The organism is Bradyrhizobium arachidis (assembly GCF_015291705.1).
GTDB classification, from domain to species: Bacteria; Pseudomonadota; Alphaproteobacteria; order Rhizobiales; family Xanthobacteraceae; genus Bradyrhizobium; species Bradyrhizobium arachidis.
This window is the reverse complement of record NZ_CP030050.1, coordinates 6,711,956-6,733,743: the sequence shown is the minus strand read 5'-3', so window position 1 is coordinate 6,733,743 and position 21,788 is coordinate 6,711,956. Positions and strand designations below refer to the sequence as shown.

At 65.7% G+C, this 21,788-nt stretch carries 21 protein-coding genes; 15 read left to right on the top strand and 6 right to left on the bottom strand.

What is annotated here, in order from left to right:
• Positions 1 to 14: 14 nt before the first annotated feature.
• The 5 genes from fliM to WN72_RS31715 all read left to right on the top strand — a co-directional run bounded on the left by fliM (position 15) and on the right by WN72_RS31715 (position 6,709).
• The gene (gene fliM, locus WN72_RS31735; RefSeq protein WP_027560322.1) at positions 15 to 1,217 is read left to right on the top strand and encodes a flagellar motor switch protein FliM; all 1,203 of its coding nucleotides are present in this window, start codon (positions 15 to 17) and stop codon (positions 1,215 to 1,217) included.
• On the top strand, positions 1,214 to 1,660 hold the full coding sequence (locus tag WN72_RS31730; protein WP_027560321.1) for a DUF6468 domain-containing protein: 447 nt from the start codon (positions 1,214 to 1,216) through the stop codon (positions 1,658 to 1,660). The genes fliM and WN72_RS31730 overlap by 4 nt, the downstream gene beginning before the upstream one ends.
• A 9-nt stretch (positions 1,661 to 1,669) precedes the next feature.
• Positions 1,670 to 2,431, top strand: a complete 762-nt coding sequence (locus WN72_RS31725) for a MotE family protein (RefSeq protein ID WP_092213396.1) — start codon at positions 1,670 to 1,672, stop codon at positions 2,429 to 2,431.
• A 103-nt stretch (positions 2,432 to 2,534) separates the two neighbouring features.
• Positions 2,535 to 6,287, top strand: coding sequence for a tetratricopeptide repeat protein (locus WN72_RS31720; protein ID WP_143130546.1), 3,753 nt, complete (start codon positions 2,535 to 2,537; stop codon positions 6,285 to 6,287).
• Positions 6,288 to 6,472: 185 nt separating this feature from the next.
• Complete coding sequence (locus WN72_RS31715) at positions 6,473 to 6,709, top strand: hypothetical protein (protein WP_027560318.1); 237 nt, start codon at positions 6,473 to 6,475, stop codon at positions 6,707 to 6,709.
• 107 nt (positions 6,710 to 6,816) lie between these two features.
• On the opposite strand, the gene fliP is transcribed toward WN72_RS31715, so the two are convergent.
• Together fliP and WN72_RS31705 are read right to left on the bottom strand one after the other, a co-directional pair.
• Entirely contained in the window at positions 6,817 to 7,575 is a 759-nt protein-coding gene (gene fliP / locus WN72_RS31710; RefSeq protein ID WP_027560317.1) for a flagellar type III secretion system pore protein FliP, read from the bottom strand.
• A complete protein-coding gene (locus tag WN72_RS31705) occupies positions 7,572 to 8,543 on the bottom strand; it encodes a flagellar biosynthetic protein FliO (RefSeq protein WP_092213400.1) in 972 nt (323 codons plus the stop codon). Before WN72_RS31705 ends, fliP begins: the two co-directional genes overlap by 4 nt.
• Before the next feature lie 359 nt (positions 8,544 to 8,902).
• Between WN72_RS31705 and flgB the strand changes: the two genes are divergently transcribed.
• From flgB to WN72_RS31655, 10 genes are all read left to right on the top strand, one after another.
• Positions 8,903 to 9,307: a flagellar basal body rod protein FlgB gene (gene flgB, locus WN72_RS31700; RefSeq protein ID WP_092213402.1), complete on the top strand. Its 405-nt coding sequence runs from the start codon at positions 8,903 to 8,905 to the stop codon at positions 9,305 to 9,307.
• Between the two features lie 14 nt (positions 9,308 to 9,321).
• On the top strand, positions 9,322 to 9,747 hold the full coding sequence (flgC, locus tag WN72_RS31695) for a flagellar basal body rod protein FlgC (protein WP_027560314.1): 426 nt from the start codon (positions 9,322 to 9,324) through the stop codon (positions 9,745 to 9,747).
• 16 nt (positions 9,748 to 9,763) lie between these two features.
• The gene (fliE, locus tag WN72_RS31690; protein ID WP_027560313.1) at positions 9,764 to 10,072 is read left to right on the top strand and encodes a flagellar hook-basal body complex protein FliE; all 309 of its coding nucleotides are present in this window, start codon (positions 9,764 to 9,766) and stop codon (positions 10,070 to 10,072) included.
• Between the two features lie 117 nt (positions 10,073 to 10,189).
• Entirely contained in the window at positions 10,190 to 10,453 is a 264-nt protein-coding gene (gene fliQ / locus WN72_RS31685) for a flagellar biosynthesis protein FliQ (RefSeq protein WP_011088555.1), read from the top strand.
• Positions 10,454 to 10,470: 17 nt separating this feature from the next.
• Positions 10,471 to 11,241: a flagellar biosynthetic protein FliR gene (fliR, locus tag WN72_RS31680; RefSeq protein WP_027560312.1), complete on the top strand. Its 771-nt coding sequence runs from the start codon at positions 10,471 to 10,473 to the stop codon at positions 11,239 to 11,241.
• Positions 11,242 to 11,248: 7 nt separating this feature from the next.
• Positions 11,249 to 12,328: a flagellar biosynthesis protein FlhB gene (gene flhB / locus WN72_RS31675; RefSeq protein WP_027560311.1), complete on the top strand. Its 1,080-nt coding sequence runs from the start codon at positions 11,249 to 11,251 to the stop codon at positions 12,326 to 12,328.
• 154 nt (positions 12,329 to 12,482) lie between these two features.
• A complete protein-coding gene (cckA, locus tag WN72_RS31670; protein WP_092213404.1) occupies positions 12,483 to 15,071 on the top strand; it encodes a cell cycle histidine kinase CckA in 2,589 nt (862 codons plus the stop codon).
• 322 nt (positions 15,072 to 15,393) lie between these two features.
• On the top strand, positions 15,394 to 16,404 hold the full coding sequence (locus WN72_RS31665; protein ID WP_092213406.1) for a Tim44 domain-containing protein: 1,011 nt from the start codon (positions 15,394 to 15,396) through the stop codon (positions 16,402 to 16,404).
• A gap of 145 nt (positions 16,405 to 16,549) precedes the next feature.
• The gene (locus WN72_RS31660; RefSeq protein ID WP_092213797.1) at positions 16,550 to 17,230 is read left to right on the top strand and encodes a lectin; all 681 of its coding nucleotides are present in this window, start codon (positions 16,550 to 16,552) and stop codon (positions 17,228 to 17,230) included.
• 260 nt (positions 17,231 to 17,490) lie between these two features.
• Positions 17,491 to 18,198, top strand: coding sequence for a glutathione S-transferase (locus WN72_RS31655; RefSeq protein WP_092213408.1), 708 nt, complete (start codon positions 17,491 to 17,493; stop codon positions 18,196 to 18,198).
• Between the two features lie 295 nt (positions 18,199 to 18,493).
• Here WN72_RS31655 and WN72_RS31650 read toward each other — a convergent pair whose 3' ends face one another.
• The 4 genes from WN72_RS31650 to WN72_RS31635 form a co-directional block, all read right to left on the bottom strand.
• Positions 18,494 to 19,168 carry a methyltransferase family protein gene (locus tag WN72_RS31650; protein WP_092213410.1) on the bottom strand — a complete coding sequence of 225 codons (675 nt, stop codon included), beginning with the start codon at positions 19,166 to 19,168 and terminating at the stop codon, positions 18,494 to 18,496.
• 77 nt (positions 19,169 to 19,245) lie between these two features.
• Positions 19,246 to 20,367, bottom strand: coding sequence for a helix-turn-helix transcriptional regulator (locus WN72_RS31645; RefSeq protein WP_092213412.1), 1,122 nt, complete (start codon positions 20,365 to 20,367; stop codon positions 19,246 to 19,248).
• Positions 20,368 to 20,771: 404 nt separating this feature from the next.
• A complete protein-coding gene (locus WN72_RS31640; protein WP_167380653.1) occupies positions 20,772 to 20,945 on the bottom strand; it encodes a hypothetical protein in 174 nt (57 codons plus the stop codon).
• Between the two features lie 257 nt (positions 20,946 to 21,202).
• Complete coding sequence (locus WN72_RS31635) at positions 21,203 to 21,676, bottom strand: hypothetical protein (protein WP_092213414.1); 474 nt, start codon at positions 21,674 to 21,676, stop codon at positions 21,203 to 21,205.
• Positions 21,677 to 21,788 lie beyond the last annotated feature (112 nt).

Sequence of the window (21,788 nt, the reverse complement as noted above, 5' to 3'; positions counted from 1 at the left end):
GACGGGCTAGCACCATGGCCGGCAACGAGCAGATGGACCAGGATGCGATTGCCGCCCAATGGGAGGCGTCGCTCGATTCCGAGGATCCCGCAGAGGCCGCGAAGGCCGCTGCCGAAAACGAACTATCGGAGACCATGGCCCTGCAATGGGCGGCCATGGTCGAGGACGGCAGCCGCGATCTCGGCACCGGCAAGAATTCCGGCGAGCGGGTGCTGTCGCAGGAGGAGATCGACAATCTCCTCGGTTTCACCGTCGGCGACGTCACGCTCGACGACCACAGCGGCATCCGCGCGATCATCGATTCGGCGATGGTCTCCTACGAGCGTCTGCCGATGCTCGAAATCGTCTTCGACCGTCTGGTGCGGCTGTTGACGACCTCCTTGCGCAATTTCACCTCCGACAACGTCGAAGTCTCGCTCGACCGCATCACCTCGGTGCGCTTCGGCGACTACATGAACTCGATCCCGCTGCCCGCCGTGCTCTCGGTCTTCAAGGCCGAGGAGTGGGAAAATTTCGGCATGGCGACGGTCGATTCCAACCTGATCTACTCGATGATCGACGTGCTGCTGGGCGGCCGCCGCGGCACCAGCCAGCTCCGCATCGAGGGCCGGCCCTACACCACGATCGAGACCGAGCTGGTCAAGCGGCTGGTCGAGGTGGTGCTGGCCGACGCCGAGCAGGCGTTCCGGCCGCTCTCGCCGGTGACCTTCACCATCGACCGGCTCGAGACAAATCCGCGCTTCGCCGCGATCAGCCGTCCCGCCAATGCCGCGATCCTGGTGCGCCTGCGCATCGACATGGAAGACCGCGGCGGCAATATCGAGCTGCTGCTGCCTTACGCCACCATCGAACCCATCCGGGGCGTCCTGCTCCAGATGTTCATGGGCGAAAAGTTCGGCCGTGACCCGATCTGGGAGGGCCATTTCGCCACCGAGATCGTCCAGGCCGAGATCGCCGTCGATGCCGTGCTCTACGAGGCCGACATTCCGCTCAAGCAGCTGATGCGGCTCAAGGTCGGCGACACCCTGCCGCTCGACATGCGCGCCGATGCCAACGTCACCGTGCGCTGCGGCGACGTCACCCTGACCGAGGGACGGATGGGCCGGGTCGGGGATCGCGTCGCGATCCGCGTGACGAAACCCTTGCGCAAGCCAAGTACGACACTTGCGATGTTCGAGAAGGTGGACGAGCAGAACAAGATGATGGAGGCCCCATGAACCACTCCCTGGGAATGGCGATCGAGACGCTGGTGGCTATCCTGCTGATGCTCACAATCGGCTACTGCATCCTGCTCAACAAGCGCTTGACGCGGCTGAAGGCCGACGAGCATTCGCTGAAGGCCGTCATCGCCGAGTTGATCACCGCGACCGAGATCGCCGAGCGCGCGATCGGCGGGCTGAAGCTCGCAGTGCGCGACGTCAACGAGAACCTCGGCAGCCAGCTCGCGGCGGCGACGCAGATGTCCGACCAGCTCTACAAGCAGCTCGGCGAGGCCGATAACGTGGTGCGGCGCCTGTCCAAGATCGCGATCGCCGCGCGCCCCGTCACCAGTCCGGAAACGGCCGCAGCGCCCGCAGCCAAGCCCGCCTCGGCGAAGGCCGTGGCGGCGGCGGCCGAAGCCTTCTCCGAGCGCCGCCGATCCAACGGCCTTGCCGCATGAAGTCAGGGTATGAAGTCCTTTCGTAACATCCGCGTCATTCCGGTCGTCCTGGTCGCCGTCGCAGGTCTCGCCACGCTGAAGGTCGCGGGTCTCGTGATCAATGGCGGCTATGTGTTCGATTATCAGCCGAACCCGATCAAGAAATCCTGGGCGCAGGAGAACCTGAACTTCCCGACCGGCCGCGAGGACCCCGACATCACGGGATCGACCCATGGCGCGCCGAAGGAGGCGCCCAAGCCCGCTGCGCCCGAGACCAAGCCCGAAGGCACGGTGGTCAAGGTGGAGGAAGCCCAGCCGCAGGTCTCGGCCTCCGAGCGCGCGATCCTCGAGCGCTTGCAGGCGCGCCGCCAGGAGATCGAGGCCCGCCAGCGCGAGATCGACATCCGCGAGAGCCTGCTCAAGTCGGCCGAGAAGCGCATCGAGAACAAGGTTGAGGAGATGAAGGCGGTGGAGACTCGCATCTCCGCGACGCAGGCCGAGCAGAAAGCCGCCGAAGCCCAGCGCATGAAGGGCCTCGTGACCATGTATGAGGGCATGAAGCCCAAGGACGCGGCGCGGGTGTTCGACCGGCTGGAGATGGGCGTATTGATCGAGATCGCCTCGGCCATTGCGCCGCGCAAGATGTCGGACATCCTCGGATTGATGTCGCCGGAAGCCGCCGAGCGGCTGACGGTCGAGATGGCCCGAAGAGCCAATGGCGGCGGCGATCTCTCCGCTTCGGCCGGTGACCTGCCCAAGATCGACGGCAAGCCGACCCAAAAGCCGAATTGAAGGCTCATACTTAAGAAGTCCTTAATTGGCAAAACCTACATTCGAAGGCAGGAGCCGGCCTTAGCGCCGGCGTGGATCGTCGAAATCGGAAGACATGCCGCCAATGGCGCGAGAGGCTGGATTGTTGTCGCGAGCCCGCGCTTTGGCGCGGGGGCTGTCGCGTCATGTCAGCAAGGCGCCGGTGCTGGTGGTCTGCCTGATGCTCGGCTTCGACGGCACGGCCCGGGCTGCCGATCCGATCCGCGGCGAGGCAACCTTCTCGGCCGGCGGCGGCTTTGCCCGTCTGGTGATCAAGCTCGGCGAGGACGTTCCCTCCGAGGTGACGACCGCGGGCTCCATCCTCATCGTCCGGTTCGACCGGCCGGTCGACGTTCCCGTCGATCGCGTTCCGGAAGGCGCGCCTGATTACGTCAATTCCGCCCGGCGCGATCCTGATGGCGGCGCCATCCGTCTGTCGCTGGCCCGGCGCGTCACCGTCAACACCATGAATGCCGGCGAACGCACCTTCATCGACCTTCTGCCGGAAGGCTGGAAGGGACCGCCGCCGAGCCTGCCGATGGACGTGGTCAAGGAGCTCGCCGAGCGCGCGCGTGTAGCCGAGCGCGCACTGCGTGCGCAGCGAGCCGCGGCCGAGAGCAAGAAGCGTCCGCAGATCCGCGTGCGCGCTTCGATCCAGCCGACCTTCGTCCGCTTCGTGTTCGAGATGCCCGACGGCGTCGGTGTCTCCTCCGTACTCAACGAGCAGAAGCTCACGCTCGCCTTCAATGCCAACCTGAATTTCGATCTGGCGGATGCCGTCGTCGCGGCGCCGCCGAACGTCGCTTCGATCAAGCAGAAGGCCGACATCGACCAGACCAATGTCGAGATCGCGCTGATCGGCGATTCCGACGTGCACTCCTTCCGCGACGACAAAAATTATGTCGTCGACATCTCATTCCAGCCGGAGAAGGGCAAGACCGCGGCGACGGCCGAGTCCGTGATCGCGCAGGCGAAGCCCGCGGCCCAAGGCCATGGACCTGCGCCTGCGCCGGAAAAGCCTGTGGCCGAGAAGCCGAAGGAGGCCCATCGCGAAATCGCGCCGCCGACGTCCGAGACGATCGCGCGCGAAGCCAAGATCGAAGTGAAGCCCGAGGTGAAGCCGGAAGCGCCCGCCGCGATGCCGCCCGTCGAAGCGCCGAAGCCGGCGCCGGCTCCCGCGGCTGAAGCCGCGCACGCTGCGGAAGCGCCCAAGGACTTGCAGAAGGAAACTCCGAAGCCTGTTGCTCCCGTGGCGGAAGCCGCCGTACCGGTCGCTCCGGTCAAGCCAATGGCGCCTGCAGTCGCCGAGGCGCCCAAGGAAATCGTCAAGGAGATCGTCAAGGAAGCTGCTCCGGAGCCTGTCAAAGCCGAGGCGCCGGCCGCGCCGCAGCCCGCGATTGCCAGCGTCGATGCGCGCCGCGACAGCGACGGTCTGCGCGTGACGTTCCCGATTCAGGTCGCAACGGCTGCGGCGGCGTTCCGCCGCGGCGACACGGTCTGGGTGGTGTTCGACACGCCGAAGCCGATCGATGTCGAGGCGATCCGCACCAAGGGCGGCGCGATGATCGGCGAGGTCGGCCGCGTGCCGCTCGACAAGGGGCAGGCGGTCCGCATCCGTCTCACCCGGCCGCTGGTCTATTCGCTGACCAGCGAGGAGGTCGGCAAGGAGACCAACTGGCTGCTCACGCTCGCCGACAAGATCCAGGCGACGCCGCTGCCGCTGATGATGTCGCGCAACATCACCGATCCCGCGCTCGCCAATCTCGCGATCCCGTTCGCCAATCCGGGCCTGTTGCATAAGCTGACCGATCCCGACGCTGGCGACACGCTCTATGTCGTCACCGCGCAGCGGCCGGTGCGCGGCTTCATCAAACGGCAGGATCTCGTCGATCTGTCGCTGCTGGAATCCGCGCACGGCATCGCGATCCGGCCGAACTCCGACGAGGTCGGCGTCGAGGTCGGGTCCGACAAGGTCATCCTCGGCAAGAAGGGCGGATTGACGCTGTCGCCGGTCGACATCTCGTCCGAGCGCGCGCCGACCGCGGTGCGCCCGATCTTCAGCCCCGAGGGCTGGCGCAAGGGCCAGTCGGAGAATTTCTGGACACGCCAGAGCGATCTGGTGACGGCGATCTCGGCGGTCGAGCCGGGGCAGCGTTCGCTGCCGCGGCTCGACCTCGCGCAGTTCTACATGTCGCGCGCCATGTACCACGAAGCCAAGTCCGTGACAGATGTGATGCTGAGCGATCCCCTCAACAAGGAGGAGAGCAGCGCGCTGATCATGCATGCGATCGCGAGCATCCTGATCGGCCGGCCGGCGCAGGGTCTGAAGGACCTCGCCAATCCCGTGATCGGCAACAGCCACGATTCCCAGCTCTGGAAAGCGCTCGCCTATGCGCGCCAGGGCAAATGGGCGGACGCCCGCGAGAAATTCAAGAACGTCGAGTTCGCCATCGCCTCGCTGCCGCTCGACATCCAGCGCATCGTGACGATGGACGCGATGCGCGCCGCGCTCGAGGTGAAGGACTATGCCGGCGCCTCCAAGCGCCGCGGCGAGATCGAGGTGGTCGGCGTGCCGCCCGAGGCGGCGCCCGGCTTTGCCGTGCTGCGCGGCCGGCTCGCCGAGGCGCTCGGCCATGACAAGGACGCGCTCGACGACTACAAATTCGCGGTTGCCTCGAACGACCGCCAGGCGGCGGCCGAGGCCAAGCAGCTGGAAGTGGCGCTGCGCCAGAAGCGCGACGAGATCAGCAAGGAAGACGCGCTGCGCGATCTCGAGACGCTGTCGATGACCTGGCGCGGCGACTCGATCGAGGTCAAGACGCTCCAGATGCTGTCGAAGATGTATGCCGAGAGCGGGCGCTATCGGGATGCGCTCGCCGCGGCGCGCACCGCAACGAGGCTCCAGCCGAACGCGGAAGCCTCGCGGCAGGCGCAGGACCTCGCCTCCGACCTGTTCACGCAGATCTTCCTGGGACCGAAGGGCGACGAGCTGCCGCCGGTCGAGGCGCTCGGGATGTTCTACGAGTTCCGCGAGCTGACGCCGATCGGCCGCCGCGGCGACGAGCTGATCCGCCGGCTCGCCGATCGTCTCGCCTCAATCGACCTGCTCGACCAGGCTGCCGAACTGCTGCAATACCAGGTCGACCACCGCCTCGAGGGCGCCGCGCGCGCGCAGGTCGCCGCGCGCCTCTCCATGATCTACCTCGCCAACCGCAAACCCGACATGGCGATCACGGCGCTGCGCGCGAGCCGCATCAGCGATCTCTCCGGCGAGCTCAGGCAGCAGCGCCTGCTGCTGGAAGCGCGGGCGCAGAGCGACGTCGGCCGCCACGATCTCGCGCTCGACATCGTCTCCAACGTCTCCGGGCGCGAGGTGCTGCGTCTTCGCTCCGACATCTTCTGGGCGGCGCGGCGCTGGCGCGAGTCCGCCGAGCAGATCGAGCTCTATTACGGCGACCGCTTCCGCGACTTCAAGCCGCTCAATGCGGTGGAGAAGAGCGACATCATCCGCGCCGCCGTCGGCTATGCGCTCGCCGACGATTCGATCGGCCTGTCGCGCTTCCGCGAGAAATACGCGCCGCTGATGAGCGAGAGCGCCGACCGCGTCGCCTTTGACATTGCCAGCAAGCCGGCCGCGGCCTCCAGCGCCGAATTCGCCGAGATCGCGAAGCTCGCTGCCAGCGTCGACACGCTCGACGGCTTCCTGCGCGAGATGAAGCAGCGCTTCCCCGACGCCACCGCCCGCGCGCCGGCCGCGCCGCAGGCCCATGACGAGACCGACCACACCGGCTCGCTGCCCACGATCCCGGTCGTGCGGCAGATCAAGATGACGCGCTAAAGCGCGATGAGATTGAGATAAATCGTCATCGCGCTTTGGCTTCTTGTTGTTTGAGCATGATCTTCTCGGAAAACCGCTTCGCACTTCTCCGGATCATGCTTTAGGAACCCTGCTACCTCTCGGCCTCTCGACAGGTGCCGCGCAAGGCGGCAACCTGTACCCCTTCATGCCGGGAGAGCGTTGAAATGAGCAAGCCTGCCAAGACCGAAGCCGAACTCATCGCGATGGCACGGGCCGAACTGAAGGCCCATGCCGATGGCCCGGACGACCTCGCCATCTCCATCGTCCGCGACGGCGACAGCTGGGAGTTCCGCGCCGACGCCGATCAGGCGACGAGGGACAAGCCAGGCTTCCCGGAAAGTGTCGCCATGCTGGTGCAGATCGGCGATCACCTCAGCAAGCAGTATGACGTGAAGGGGTAGGGGCGAACTGTAAACGTCGTCTCGCTGTGCGCCACATTCTCGGTGTCATCGCTCGCCTTGTGCGCACTTGCGCACTAGGCGGGGCATGACAGCGGAGATCGCGGCCGCTACCCCCCGTAACTCTGCACCAGGCTCCCCGCCACCAGCGACCAGCCGTCGACCAGCACGAAGAAGATGAGCTTGAACGGCAGCGAGATCGTCGCCGGCGGCAGCATCATCATGCCCATCGACATCAGGACCGAGGCGACGACGAGATCGATGATCAGGAACGGGAGGAACAGCAGGAAGCCGATCTCGAAGGCGCGTTTCAGCTCGGAGATCATGAAGGCGGGGACGAGGATGCGCAATGCGAGCTCGTCGGGGGTGGCGGGCGGCGGTTCGCCGGAGAGATCCAGGAACAGCTTGAGGTCCTTCTCGCGCACGTTCTTCTGCATGAAGCCGCGCAAGGGCACGGAGGCGCGCTGGAGCGCGTCCTCGACGCTGACCTGGTTGGCGACGAGCGGGCGGATGCCCTCGTCGTAGGACTTTTGCAGCACCGGTCCCATCACGAAGAAGGTGAGGAACATCGCCAGCGCAATGATCACCGAGTTCGGCGGCGCGGTCGCTGTGCCCATCGCGGTGCGCAGCAGCGACAGCACCACCACGATGCGCGTGAACGAGGTCATCATGATCAGGATCGACGGCGCGATCGACAGCACCGTGAGAAGCGCGATCAGCTGGATCGCGCGCTCGGTGACGCCGCCGCCGCCAGCACCGCCGCCGAGATTGATGCTGATGTCCTGCGCATAGGCAGGCATCGCGAGCGAAGCCGCGCCGATCAGGACAGAAAGAAAAACAACTCTACGCGGGAGGGCCGGCAGCCTCACGAAGACGGCTTCGGACGGCCGAGCAGGGAGGCCATCTCGTCTTCGAGATTCTCAAAGCTGGTCTTCTCCGCGGCCGGCTTCGGCGGCGGGGCAGGTGGCGCCGGCGGCTCACTGCGGGCTGCGCGGGGCGGCGCCGCGGGCGGCTCGGGCGCAACCGGAGGCGCGACCGTCTCGCCGCCCGGGCGGCGCAGCGCAGCTTCGAGACGCTGCGCCATCTCGGCGAGATTCTGCTCTGCGCTCGAGGGCGCAGCAGCGGGGCCCGGCGGCGGAACCGGCGGTGCCTGGGGCACGGGCGGCGGCGGTGCGGCCGGGCGATCGGCGCGCACCGGCGGCACCTTTACGGGCTCGCTCTGGCGCGGCGGACGCGGCATTAGCGGCGGCTCGCTGCGGGCAATGCGCGGCGGCGGCAGCGGCTCGGGACGCGACTCGCGCTCGGGGCGCGGCGCGATCGGCTCTGGCGGAAAGCCGGGCAGCGACGGCTCGCTGCGGCGTTCGGCCAAAGCGGGCGCGGGCCGGCGCACTTCGTCGGCGAAGGAGGGGCGCGCAGGCCGCGGCGGCGGCTCGGGTATTGGCGGCTCGGGATGATCGAGCAGTTCGGGCCGCGGAGCCTCATCGGCCCAGCCGCCGGCATCCGGCATCGGGGCGAGGCGTGGCGGTTCGGCGCCGTTGGAACGCTGCGGAAGCTGGTCGCGGCCCGGGGCGGCGCGAACGATATTGGGCTCGACGACGATATCGGTCGGGCCGCCGATCATCAGGAGGTGCTCGACATTGTCGCGCCGGACCAGCACCAGGCGGCGCCGGCCGTCGACCGCGGCAGCATCGATCACGGCGAGCCGGGGCATCCTGCCGCGCTGGGTGTTGGCGCCGAGCCGGTTACCGGCGAATCGGCGCACCAGCCATGCAGCGACGCCGATCAACGCCAGAACGACGATGAACGCGAGGATGAAGGTGATAGGGCTGCCTTGCATACATGTCCCCGACAAATGGCGCTTCTCTTGCGCCCATGGTCAGATGCGCCAACCACCGGCGTACGATGCCCCAAACTGCGATCTCTTAACGTCCCACGGCAAGTTTTGCCGTCCCCAAACTCTTATTAACCTATGAATCGCCCGATCCAAAACGACTTCTTGGCCTGTGCACGCCCGGCCAAGCGGTTGGGTTAATACCACTTTTGGGAACGTAGAATCACGGGGCAGCGAATTCGTGTCCCGGCAAGGGACAAGCGAGCATCATGCGTTCCCGGCATCCTTAACCACCTGTTAACCATACACGCGGCAAATTCTGCCTAGCTTCGGACACAGGTCCGACGGCGGAAGGAGCCGCAACGATGTCCATCAACGACCTCCCGGTGCTGTCGGCGCTTCGTACCAAGATGCAGTGGCATCAGGAGCGCCAGCGCGTCCTGTCCGAGAACGTCTCTAATTCCGACACCCCCAAATTCCGCCCGCGCGACCTGGTCGAGCCGAAGCTCGACAAATCCGGCGCGGTGACCGGCTCGATGGGCCCGCTGGCGATGACCGTGACCAGCGCCTCGCACATGACGCCGTCGGGCGCGGCCTCCAGCTTCGACCAGAACAAGAATGCGGGCTTCGAGACCCGCCCCGCGGGCAATGCCGTCAATCTCGAAGAGGAGATGATGAAGGCCGCCAGCAACCAGATGGACTACGCGGCGGCGACCTCGCTCTATTCGAAGAGCCTGCATCTGCTCAAGACCGCGATCGGCAAGGGCTAGCGCAGGGGTAGACCATGGCGAATGACAGCAGCGACTTTGCCCGCTCGATGGCGATCGCGACCTCCGGCCTGCGCGCGCAGGCCGGGCGCATGCGGGTGATCTCGGAAAACATCGCGAACGCCGACTCGACCTCGCAGACATCAGGTGGCGATCCCTACCGGCGCAAGGTGCCGACCTTCTCCTCAGCGCTCGATCGTACGCTCGACGCCCAGGTCGTCACCCTTGGCAAGATCAAGCCCGACCAGTCCAACTTCCGCGTCAAATACGAGCCGAACAATCCGGCGGCGGATGCCACCGGCAACGTCAAATATCCCAACGTGAACTCGGTGGTCGAGATGACCGACATGCGCGATGCGCAGCGGTCCTACGAGGCCAACCTCAACATCATCAGTGCGACGCGCCGGATGATCCAGCGCACGCTCGACATCCTCAAGAGCTGAACAGGACATTTGAGCCATGGCATCACCGACAATCGCCGCCAATGCCTACGCCAATCTCGCCCGCGTGCTGGAGAACAGCGGCGCCGGCAAGGGCAGCGAAGCGAGCGGGCAGTCCTTTGCCTCGCTGCTGAAAGACGCCGTCGGCAGCGTCATGGAATCCGGCCGCAAGTCCGACGCGCAGACGGTGGCGATGGCCGCCGGCAAGGCCAACGTGATGGACGTGGTGACGGCGGTCGCCGACACCGACGTCGCGGTGTCCACGCTCGTGTCGGTCCGCGACCGCGTGATCGCCGCGTATGAAGACATCCTGAAGATGCCGATCTGATTTTTGGGCACGTCATTCCGGGGCGGTGCGAAGCACTGACCCCCGGAATCTCGAGATTCCGGGTTCTCGCTTCGCGAGCTCCGGAATGGCGGAAACTACTGGAAGCGAGAATTCAAAATGACCGGACCCGAAACCCTCGACGTCGCCCGCGATGCAATCTGGACCATCGTGATCGTGTCGTCGCCGCTGATGGTGGTTGGCCTCGTGGTCGGCGTCATCGTGTCGCTGTTCCAGGCGCTGACGCAGATCCAGGAGCAGACGCTGATCTACGTGCCGAAGATCCTCGCCATCTTTGCCACGATGCTATTAGCGCTTCCATTCATGGCCGACTCGCTCCACGCGCACATGCTGCGGATCTCGTCGCGAATCATCGGCGGCTGAGGCACAATGCGCCCGTCATGCGCATCGACGTCTCGCTGCTGCCGGCGCTCGCCGCGTCCTTCATGCTCGCCTTCGCCCGGGTCGGCGCGATGGTGATGCTGCTGCCAGGCCTCGGCGAGACCAACATCCCGACGCGCATAAAACTGTCGATCGCGCTGCTGCTCACGCTGATCATCCTGCCGTTGCACCGCAATGCCTATCATGTCGACATGGGATCGCTGGCGCCGCTTCTGGTGCTGATGCTGCATGAGATCGTGATCGGCATCGTGCTGGGCGCGACCGCGCGGGTGACGCTGTCGGCCCTGCAAGTCGCCGGCTCTGTGATCGCGCAGCAGATGGGGCTCGGCTTCGTCACCTCGGTCGATCCGACACAGGGCCAGCAGGGCGTGCTGGTCGGCAACTTCCTGACCATGCTCGGCGTCACGCTGCTGTTCGCCACCGACAGCCATCACCTCGTGATCGCGGCGCTGAACGACAGCTACTCAATTTTCTCGCCTGGTGAGACCGTGTCGAGCGGCGATGTCGCTTCGCTGGCGACGCGCGCCTTCGCCGCCGCGTTCCGCCTGGGCTTGCAGCTCTCCGGGCCGTTCCTGGTGTTCGGCCTCGTCTTCAATATTGGGCTCGGTGTGCTGGCGCGGCTGATGCCGCAGATGCAGGTCTACTTCGTCGGGGTGCCGCTGTCGATCTTCGCGGGCTTCCTGGTGCTCGCCGTGGTGCTCACCGCGATGATGGGCACGTATCTGGATTACTTCATCGGTGTCATGCACCAGATGATGCCGCTCAAATAGGTGATCGATGGCGGAAGACAACGATCCCGAAAGTCAAACAGAAGACCCGACACAAAAGCGCCTCGACGAGGCGCTCGAACGCGGCGACGTTGCGAAAAGCCAGGAGATCAATACCTGGTTCATGATCGCGGGCGGCACGCTCGTGGTCTCGACCTTTTCGGGATCGGTCGGCAGCGGGCTGGTGACGCCGATGCGCAACCTGCTCGCCAATTCCTGGATGATCAGGACCGACGGCAGGAACCTGCTCGCGCTGATGCAGCAGATCGAGTTCGCCGTGCTCGCCGCGGTCGGCGTGCCGCTCTTGATGCTCGTGCTGGCGGCGATTGCCGGCAACATGCTCCAGCACCGCCTGGTGTGGTCGGCCGAATCCCTCAAGCCGAAGTTCAGCAAGCTCTCGCCCGCCGAGGGCTTCAAGCGCATCTTCGGCAAGCAGGCGGCGGCGAACTTCCTCAAGGGGCTCGGCAAGCTCGTCGTGCTCGGCGCGGTTATGACCATAGTCCTATGGCCGGAGCGGCATCGCATGGAGGCGATGGTCAAGCTCGATCCGGCCGCCATGCTGGGCGCTACCACCAGCATGACCATCCATCTGCTCGGGGCGGTGGTCGCGGCGCTCGCGATCATCGCGATCGGCGACTATTTCTTCCAGTATCGCAGCTGGTTCCAGCGGCAGAAGATGTCGCTCCAGGAGATCAAGGAAGAGTTCAAGCAGTCCGAAGGCGACCCGCACATCAAGGGCAAGCTCAGGCAATTGCGCCAGCAGCGTTCCAAGAAGCGCATGATGGCCGCGGTTCCCAAGGCCTCCGTGATCATCACCAACCCGACCCACTATTCGGTGGCGCTGTCCTACGAGCGCGGCATGTCGGCGCCGATCTGCGTCGCCAAGGGCGTCGACAACCTCGCCTTCAAGATCCGGGAGATCGCGCGCGAGCACGACATCCCGATCGTCGAGAACGTGCCGCTGGCCCGCGCGCTCTACGCCACCGTCGATATCGACCAGGAAATCCCGACCGAGCACTACCATGCGGTGGCCGAAGTCATCGGCTACGTCATGCGGCTGAAGCGCGGATTCGGCGCCGGGCGGGGATAAAACACCCGAAAAGTACCGGAAATGGCCGTAATCTGGGAATCAGCGTACCTTTCGCCCCTGCTGCCCTTGCGCCTCCGGGTCCGATTGAGGCAGGGAAGGCCCCGTGCGCGCGGCGGCGCGTTGATTCTCTGCCAACAGGCTGCGCCAGCTTGAGATGACTGCTGAGACCAACCACGACCTCACACGCGAGCCCGTTGCGGCGCACGAGCCGTCGCCGCGCTCGGGCAGCATTGCGCTGGTGCTGCTGGTGGCCGCCGGTCTCGTCGCGGTCGCCATCGGGCTGATGACGCTCGGGCGCGCGCAGGCGCAGCCCTACATCCTCGGCATCCTCGCCGTGCTGGCGATGGTCGGCCTGTTCAACCTGTTCGCCTTCGCCGCCGGCATCATCCGCTTCGCCGACCGTAATCTCGACGATCCCATCATCGCCCGCATCTCCGATCATGCCTTCGACGGCCTCGCCGTGACCGATCCGCGCGGCCATGTGGTCTATTCCAACGCGGCCTATCTGACGTTGACGGGCGCTGCCGGTCCGCAGGACGTGCGGCCCGTCGAGCGCGTCTTTATCGGCAACCCTGACGTTTCCGAGGCCGTATTCCGCCTGCTGAAGGCTGCCCGCGAGGGCAAGCGGCAGCAGGAAGAGGTGCGCATCTCCGGGCACGAGGGCAGCCAGGGCCGCTGGCTGCGGATGCGGGTACGTCCGCTCGGCAGCGGCAAGCGCGAGGCGAAATACGCGGTGTGGTCGATCGCCGACATCACCCGCGACCGCGAGCGCCAGGAGGACGTGTTCCAGGAGCTCCAGCACGCGATCGAATATCTCGATCACGCGCCTTGCGGCTTCTTCTCGGTCAATCCGGCCGGCGAGCTTGCCTATGTCAACGCGACGCTGGCGAACTGGCTCGACTACGACCTCGCCGAGATCGGTTCCGGCGGGTTGAAGCTCTCCGACATCGTCTCCGGCGACGGCGCCTCGCTGCTCACCGCGATCGTGGCGGTTCCGGGCGAGGTGAAGACCGAGGTCTTCGACATCGATCTGCGCATGCGTACCGGCAAGACCATGCCGGTGCGGCTCTATCACAAGCTTGCTTTCGGCGCCGACGGCGCGCCGGGGCCGTCGCGCACGCTCGTCATCAGCCGCGCCCGCGACGAGCGCAGCGATCCCGATCGGGCCGCCGAAGTGCGCTTCATGCGCTTCTTCGACCACACGCCGATGGCGATCGCCACCGTCGATCGCGCCGGAAATGTCGTGCGGGCGAACGCGCGCTACGCCAAGCTCGGCCAGGCGCTCGGCCTCGACAGCGCCTCCAAGTCGATCTTCCGCGCGGTCAATTCGCGCGACCGCCAGCTCCTGATCGCGGCCATCAACCAGGCCGCCGACGGCCAGGCCGACGTCGCGCCGGTCGAGGTGGCGCTGGAAGGCACCAAGGAGCGCTGGGGCCAATTCTTCGTCACGCCGGTGGACGCCGCCGAGAACGAGGCGGAAGCGGCCATCGTGCACATGCTCGAGACCACCGAGCGGCGTGCGCTGGAAAACCAGATCAACCAGTCGCAGAAGATGGAGACGGTCGGCCAGCTCGCCGGCGGCATCGCGCACGACTTCAACAACGTGCTCTCCGCCATCATGATGGCGAACGACTTCCTGCTGAACGCGCACAAGCCGACCGATCCGTCGTTCCAGGACATCATGCAGATCAAGCAGAACGCGACGCGCGCCGCCACATTGGTGCGGCAGCTGCTGGCGTTCTCGCGGCGGCAGACGCTGCGGCCGCAGGTGCTCGATCTCGGCGACGCGCTGTCCGACCTTGCCATGCTGCTGCGCCGGCTGATCGGCGAAAAGGTCAAGCACGAGACCATCCACGGCCGCGATCTCTGGCCGGTCAAGGTCGACGTCTCCCAGTTCGAGCAGGTCATCGTCAACCTCGCGGTGAATGCGCGCGACGCCATGCCCGACGGCGGCAAGCTGATCATCCGCACCGCCAACGTCACCGCCGAGGAAGCAGCCAAGCTCGCCTATAAGGGCATGCCGGCCGCGGACTACGTGCGGATCGAGGTCGCCGACACCGGCACCGGCATTCCCGCCGACATCCGCGACAAGATCTTCGAGCCGTTCTTCTCGACGAAAGAGGTGGGCAAAGGCACCGGCCTCGGTCTCTCCACCGTCTACGGCATCGTCAAGCAGACCGGCGGCTTCATTTACGTGGACTCGGAGCCGGGGCAGGGTACCTCGTTCCACATCTTCCTGCCGCGCCATCATCCCGAGGCGGAGGTGCAGGTGGAGCAGCCGCCGGCCACGGCCGTCAGCGCCACCAATGGCGCCGCGAAGGAGGCCGCGCCCGCGGCCGCGGAGGCGAAGCCCCGTACCGATCTCACCGGGCAGGGCACGATTCTTCTCGTCGAGGACGAAGAGGGCCTGCGCGCGCTCAACGCCCGCGGCCTGCGCTCGCGCGGCTACACCGTGGTCGAGGCCGAGAACGGCGTCGAAGCCATGGAGGTGCTGGACGAGCAGAGCGGTGCGATCGATCTCGTCGTCTCCGACGTCGTGATGCCAGAGATGGACGGCCCGACGCTGCTCAAGGCAATGCGCGAGAAGAATCCCGACATCAAGTTCATCTTCGTCTCCGGCTACGCCGAGGACGCGTTCGAGAAGAGCCTGCCCGAGGGCCAGCAGTTCGACTTCCTGCCAAAGCCGTTCACCCTCAGCCAGCTCGTGGCGGCGGTGAAGGAGACGATGACGAAGCAGGGGTGAGGGCTAAGAGGCGCTGCGCCGCTTCTGCAATGCTCCGTCATTGCGAGCGTAGCGAAGCAATCCAGAATCCCTCCGCGGGAAGACTTTGGATTGCTTCGTCGCAAGGGCCCCTCGCAATGACGGAGTCCGCACTCACGGGCAAAAGCGGAATTCACCTCGTTAAGCCAGTGGTAACCCGCGACCACGGTTCCCTCGCGCCACCCCGGCAAACCCCCGCCAAATATGGGCTTTTGCCACATCCCCGCGACTGAGGGCCGCAGCTGTGGGTTCCGAAACCGTCTTCACTTTTCGGGAAGTCTGCCCATCTTAGGGGCACGTCCCCATGCCGGGGATTTGGGAAACGCACATGAATTTCTCGCAACGCTCCCGCAGTCTTTTCAAGACGATCGCTGTCGTGCTGGCGCTTGCGCTGCCGACCGCGCTCGCCATCTCGTCTGCCGATGCGCGCGTCGGCGGCGGCATGTCGTCGGGGTCGCGCGGCTCGCGGACCTATTCGGCGCCGCCGTCAACCACGACCGCGCCGGGCTCGACCTCGCAGTTCAACCGCACCTACACCCAGCCGGGCGCAGGCATGAATTCGGCCGCGCCGGCGCGTGGCGGCCTGTTCGGCCGCGGCGGCGGCTTCCTCGGCGGCCTTGCGGCCGGCTTCCTAGGCGCAGGCCTGCTCGGCATGCTGTTCGGCGGCGGCCTGTTCGGCGGCCTCGGCGGCCTGTCCTCGATCCTCGGCCTGATCATCCAGATCGTGCTCGTGGTGTTCGTGGTGCGGCTGGCGATGTCGTGGTGGCAGCGCCGCCACAGTCCGCAGGCGGCCTATGCCAATGCTGACGCAGGCGCAGGTCCCGGACCGCAGACGAACTATCGCAGCGGCCTCGGTGGCGGACTTGGCGGTGGTCTCGGCGGCTTCGGCTTCGGCGCCCACAACAATGCGCCGCTCGAGATCAAGCCCGACGACTATGAGGCGTTCGAGCGCCTGCTCGGCGATATCCAGACCGCCTGGTCGAACGAGGACGTGGCCAAGCTGCACACGCTCGCGACGCCGGAAATGGTCTCCTATTTCGAGCAGGACCTTGCCCAGAACCGTGCGCGGAACGCCGTGAACAAGGTCACCAACGTGAAGCTGCTCCAGGGCGACCTCGCGGAAGCCTGGCGCGAAGGCGAGACCGAGTACGCCACCGTGGCGCTGCGCTTCGCGCTCACCGACAAGACGCTCGACCGCAACACCGGCGCGATCGTCGCCGGCAGCGAGCAGCCGGGCGAGGCGACCGAAATCTGGACCTTCGCCCGTCGTCCGGGCGGCGGCTGGGAATTGTCGGCGATCCAGCAGACCAACTGATCGCGGACGAGATGAGAAACCAGGGCGTCGTGCTTCGGCACGGCGCCCTTTTCTTTTGGGCGTCTTGCAGCGCGGCATCGGAATAAGCGGGCGCGGCTCGGGTTGGAGTCAGGCGGCGAACCAAAAACACTCCTGGGAGGACAAGATGATCCGTATCGAGAGATCCGTGACGATTTCAGGGCTCGCGCTCACGCTGGCCTTGCTCGCGGCGCCATCCGCGCAAGCGCAGTCAGCTGACATGACGTTCTTCGTGACCTCCAGCGGCCCGGGCAAGGGCGCCGATCTTGGCGGTCTGGAAGGAGCCGATGCGCAGTGCGCGAGGCTCGCTCAGGCCGCCGGCGCCGGTGCCAAGACCTGGCGCGCCTATCTCTCGACCCAGGCGGCCGACGGCAAGCCGGCCGTCAACGCCCGCGATCGCATCGGCAAGGGACCGTGGCAGAATGCCAAGGGCACGGTCATCGCCAAGGACGTTGCCGACCTGCATGGTCCGGCCAACAATCTCACCAAGCAGACGGCACTCAGCGAGAAGGGCGAGGTCAACAACGGCGCCGGCGATGCGCCGAACCGGCACGACATCCTCACGGGAACGCAACCCGACGGCACGGCGTTTTCGGCCGGCGACGACAAGACCTGCAAGAACTGGACGTCGAGCACGCAGGGCGCTGCCGTCGTCGGTCACGCGGATCGCAAGGGTCTGCGCGATGACGAGCCGTCAAAGTCCTGGAACAGCTCTCACCCCTCGCGTGGTCCCGACGGCGGCTGCTCGCAGGCCGATCTGAAGAGCACCGGCGGCGACGGGCTGCTGTATTGCTTCGCGGCGAATTGAGACTCCCGTTATTGCGAGGAGCCACCCGGTCCCGCCTTCGGCGGGCCGGATGACAGACTCCGCGACGAAGCAGTCCAGACTGCCTCTGTGGAAAGATTCTGGACTGCTTCGCGGAGCCTGTCATCGGGCCGCGCTTCGCGCGGACCCGTTGGCTCGCAATGACAGTGTGCTTGTGGCGCGGCTGTTCCGTCTCGCCCTGACGGAACCCCGAGCCACATGCTACATTGGTTCCGCAGCATTCACGCTCACGGACCCCTCCCATGAAATACGAGCTCTACTATTGGCCCGAGATCCAGGGCCGCGGCGAATATGTGCGGCTGGCGCTGGAGGAGGCAGGGGCCGCTTACGTCGACGTCGCGCGGGGGCCGCGCGGCACCAGTGCGATGATGAAGATGATGGACGCGGATGGCGGCACCCCGCCCTTTGCGCCGCCGTTCCTCAAAGCCGGCAAGCTCGTCATCGGCCAGACCGCGAACATCCTGCTCTATCTCGGCAGCCGCCACGGCCTCGCACCGAAGACGGAAGCAGGCCAGCTCTGGGTGCACCAGCTTCAGCTCACCATCACCGATCTCGTAGTCGAGATCCATGACACCCATCATCCGCTCGGACCTTCGCTATATTACGAGGACGCGCGGCCGGCCGCGAAGAAGCGCACCGCCGACTTCTGGGACGAGCGCGTGCCGAAATATCTCGGCTATTTCGAGCAGCTGCTCGCCGGCAATGGCGGCACTTACGTCACCGGCCGCCGGCTCACTTACGTCGATCTCTCGCTGTTCCAGATCGTCGCCGGGCTGCGCTACGCGTTTCCGAAGCGCATGAAGGCGTTCGAGACGGATATTCCGGGTCTCGTCGGCCTGCACGACCGGATCGCCGCGCGGCCGAACATCAAAGCCTATCTCGCAAGCGAGCGCCGCATTCCCTTCAACGAGCAGGGCATCTTCCGCCGCTATCGCGAGCTCGACAATTAGCCGGTCCGGACGGAAGCTGGCGGCAGCCCCCGTTCCGGACCGGCCGTTTCGGGCGCGATCAAGCGCCCGAAAACCTGATGGCTTCCGGCAAATTGTGAGCGATCGTGACCAGCCCGCTCGCTTGACTCATCGGGCGCAAGGTCGTGCTCGTCGGGACAGGGCGGCTTGCAGAACATTGTCGCGTCTTTCGTTGTGTGGGTGCGCGTTTCCTCTAGCGAGGCTCGCATCCGGCGACGTCAGTCGATCGAAGGAGGGCAGCGTTTTTCCGTTTAGGGTGCTGAGGCGTGATGCGCGCTCACCACACGCCCGGCAGCAAACGGTAGTGCACTCGCGCCGCATAATCGGCATAGCCCGGCAAGCCCTCGCGCAGCGTGCGCTCCTCGATTCCGATGCGGACCGCAAACAGCGCGAGGAAGAGGGGCGCCATCGCAAGTCCCCACCACGAGCCAAGCAGCAGCGGGAGGCCCGCGAAGAACAGGACCATGCCGCTGTACATGGGATGGCGCACATGAGCGTAGGGACCCGTCGAGATCACCCGCTGTGCGCGCTCGGCTTGCAGCTTCACCACGGGCGCCGCGAACGAGTTCTCGCGGAACACCCACATCGTGAACAGCATGCAGAGCACGAACAACACGAAGCCGAGGATCTGCAGGGCGAGCGGTACGTCGGATGCAAGCAGCCGCCGGTCGAGGCCCATCGCGACCAGCCAGGCCAGCATCGCAACGATGAACACTGTGATGAACGCCTTGTCGGCGGGCGGCTGGTCCCGCTGGATGACCGGACGCAGACGTTCGGCGAGCAGCGCCGGGTCGAGCCGGTAGAGCCACCAGCCACAGAGCGGGCCGAGCAAGGCAGAGGTGACGAGGAACACCCAGGCCGAAGGCCAGTGCAAGGTCCCGGCGCAAGCGAACAGCAATGCGCCCATCGCGACGGTGAAGATCGTGTTCTGCAACAGCAGTCGGGCGATCATGCTCGATCCGGCTCCATCCCGGACTGTTGTATAGCGATTTTTTCCGGCAAACATGCGGCCGATGCGATGGGCCGGCTTCAGATCTTGATGGGCGGTGTAAAGGCCGCGATGAGCCGAACCAGATCCGCCTGCCGTTTGGTGCCGGTCTTGATGAAGATCCGGGTGAGATGGGTCTTGATGGTCGTTTTGGCGATGCCCATGCTTCTGGCTACGTCAGGAACCCCGCCGATTTCGACGATGGCGAGGAAGACGCGCAGCTCGGTCGGCGTCAGCTTGAACAGCTTGCGGATGAGGTCGGGCGCGACGATCGTATCGATCGTTGCCTTGCTGATGAACAGGACGGCGCAGGCCTCATAGCTGGCCCCGAACATTTGCCGGCGCCCGGCGGTCAGCGGCAGGAGATGCCCGACATAATGCGAGCCGTCGCGGGCCGTCAGATGCAGCGAGATGCTCGCGCTCGTCATCGCGCGGTCGCCGACAGCGGTCCCCGTCAGCGCCTGGCGCAGCACACGATCGGCATTGAGGTCGGACGTCGCGAGCCGGCCGTGGACCGAGCGAAGCACGTCGGCGCCATCGAGAAGCTCCCGCGCGCTTTCATTGGAATGGGTGATATGGCCGTTGCCATCGAGCAGCAGGACGGCGGTTCGCAGGGCGTCGAGCGTCCGGGCCGACGCCGTCCCGAGTTCGTTCTGCTGCTGGAGCTTCTGCCGGACCAGCATCGCGCGCTGCATGTGCGGCGTGAGGTAAGAGATCACCTGGTACATCCTGCGATCGACAGGACCTCCGGCCTTCATGATCGAGAGGCGGGATATCCCGTCGGCGGACTTGTCGAGCAGGATATTGGCGGCGTCCTCGAGACCCTGCGGCCGGGTCCATTCGTTGTAGAACGTGGTCGTCCAGAATTCGTCGACATCGATCCAGTCCCGGATCGTCTGGATCTGGCCGACCGGCGCGTGGAGCACGCCGCGCGACGGATCGAATGGCTCGTAGGTTTCGATGTAGGACTGAATATAGGTAGGCTCGACGCCGACGGCGTGCGAGATCACGGCCTCGCCGCCGGCCCCGATCCGGACCAGACCGCCGCTCTGGCCGCCCGCTAGATCGATGATGCTGCCAAGCGTGGTCGTCCATCGGGAATCGTCGAGCGAGGCATCGTAGATGTCCGTCACCAGCGAGAGCAGCTTGTCATTCAGTTCCATTGGCTTGCAGTTCCATTGGGTGTCTCATGGGCGCCTAGACGGACTCGTCGGCCTCGCAGATGAGCACGCCGGATGCGGAATCGTGATGAGCCGGGTCACACTTGATGTGACTGGGCAGGTGCCCGCTCGGTTCAGCGCCGCCTTTGCGGATGCTGAACGAGGCCGGCCGGATGCTGGCGGCGAGGAGGGCGGACGTGGCGAGGAACAGCCGGGCCGGTGGCCAATGGAGGGCACGGCGGACGCGAACAACAGCGGGCCACCGGGATGAAGAGGATCGCGTTCTGCTCGTGGGGGGCGGGGTCAACCGCGCACGATATCGACCCGGCTAACCGGCAAAGATGCGACCGGACATACGAAAGGCCCGATCGACCGGGATCGGGCGTTTCAAGTTCAGAAGGACGCGATCAGATGAGCTGATCGATCCGCGTGCCCTGGCCCGGCGGCAGCGGCGCGGGCGGCTGCGGCTTGTAGGTCGGGTCGTTGTCCTTGGCCTTGGTTTGATCGTCCTGCTGCTTGATCGCGTCGTAGCTCGGCACCACGATCGCGATCGGCGGCGGCGCAACGGTAGAAACGCTCATCCACAAATCCTCACACATGGAAACAATTGACCCTGCCCCGGGAGGAGCGAAATTTCCTTCAAGGCAATTGTTAAAATGCGAGGAATGGTGCGGTGGAATGCGCCTTTTCGCGCCTCATCGCGCTGTGCAAGGAAGCGTACGAACCTCTCCTCGTCATTGCGAGCGCAGCGAAGCAATCCAGTCTGCCTCCGCGGAGGGATTCTGGATTGCTTTGCTGCGCTCGCAATGACGGAGCGTGCGGAGAGAGCGAGGCTTGCCTACTCGTCCTTGCCGCGCGTGATCGCGATGGAGGCATCCGTCTTGGTGCGGGTGCAGTCCATGTTGAGCCGCCGGTAACGCATCGTGATCTTGTCACCGCGCAAGAGACCCATCCGCTTCAGGCAGCGTGTCGCGCCCGTGGTGGTGTCGTCCTTGGTCACGGTGAAGACGATCGCCGCCATCGACCCCACCAGCGCGAAGAACTCCGGCGTTGGCTTGCGGTCGCCCTTGGCATAGAGCTCGATCGAATATTTGTCGCCGCGGCAACCCACCGACAGCTCCTTGGCCGAGGGATGCGTCAGGTACACGATGTTGCCGGCGCGGAAATTCACCTTGAGACGATCGATCTGGTTCGCCAGCTCCTTGGCACTGTCATCGCAGCGGTCGGCGCGCGCGGGCGAGGTGAGGGTCACAAGGCCGGTGACGGCGGCGGCGACAAGAATCGCGCCGCGGAGGTTCAGTTTGAAAATCATGATGAAAAGCCTCTGAGGGCGCGCATTCAACCTTTGTCGCGCCCGGAGCGCAAGGGGTGCACCCAGGTCTTCCGAGCATCATGATGGCCATGCGGCTCCGCTGACATCGCAG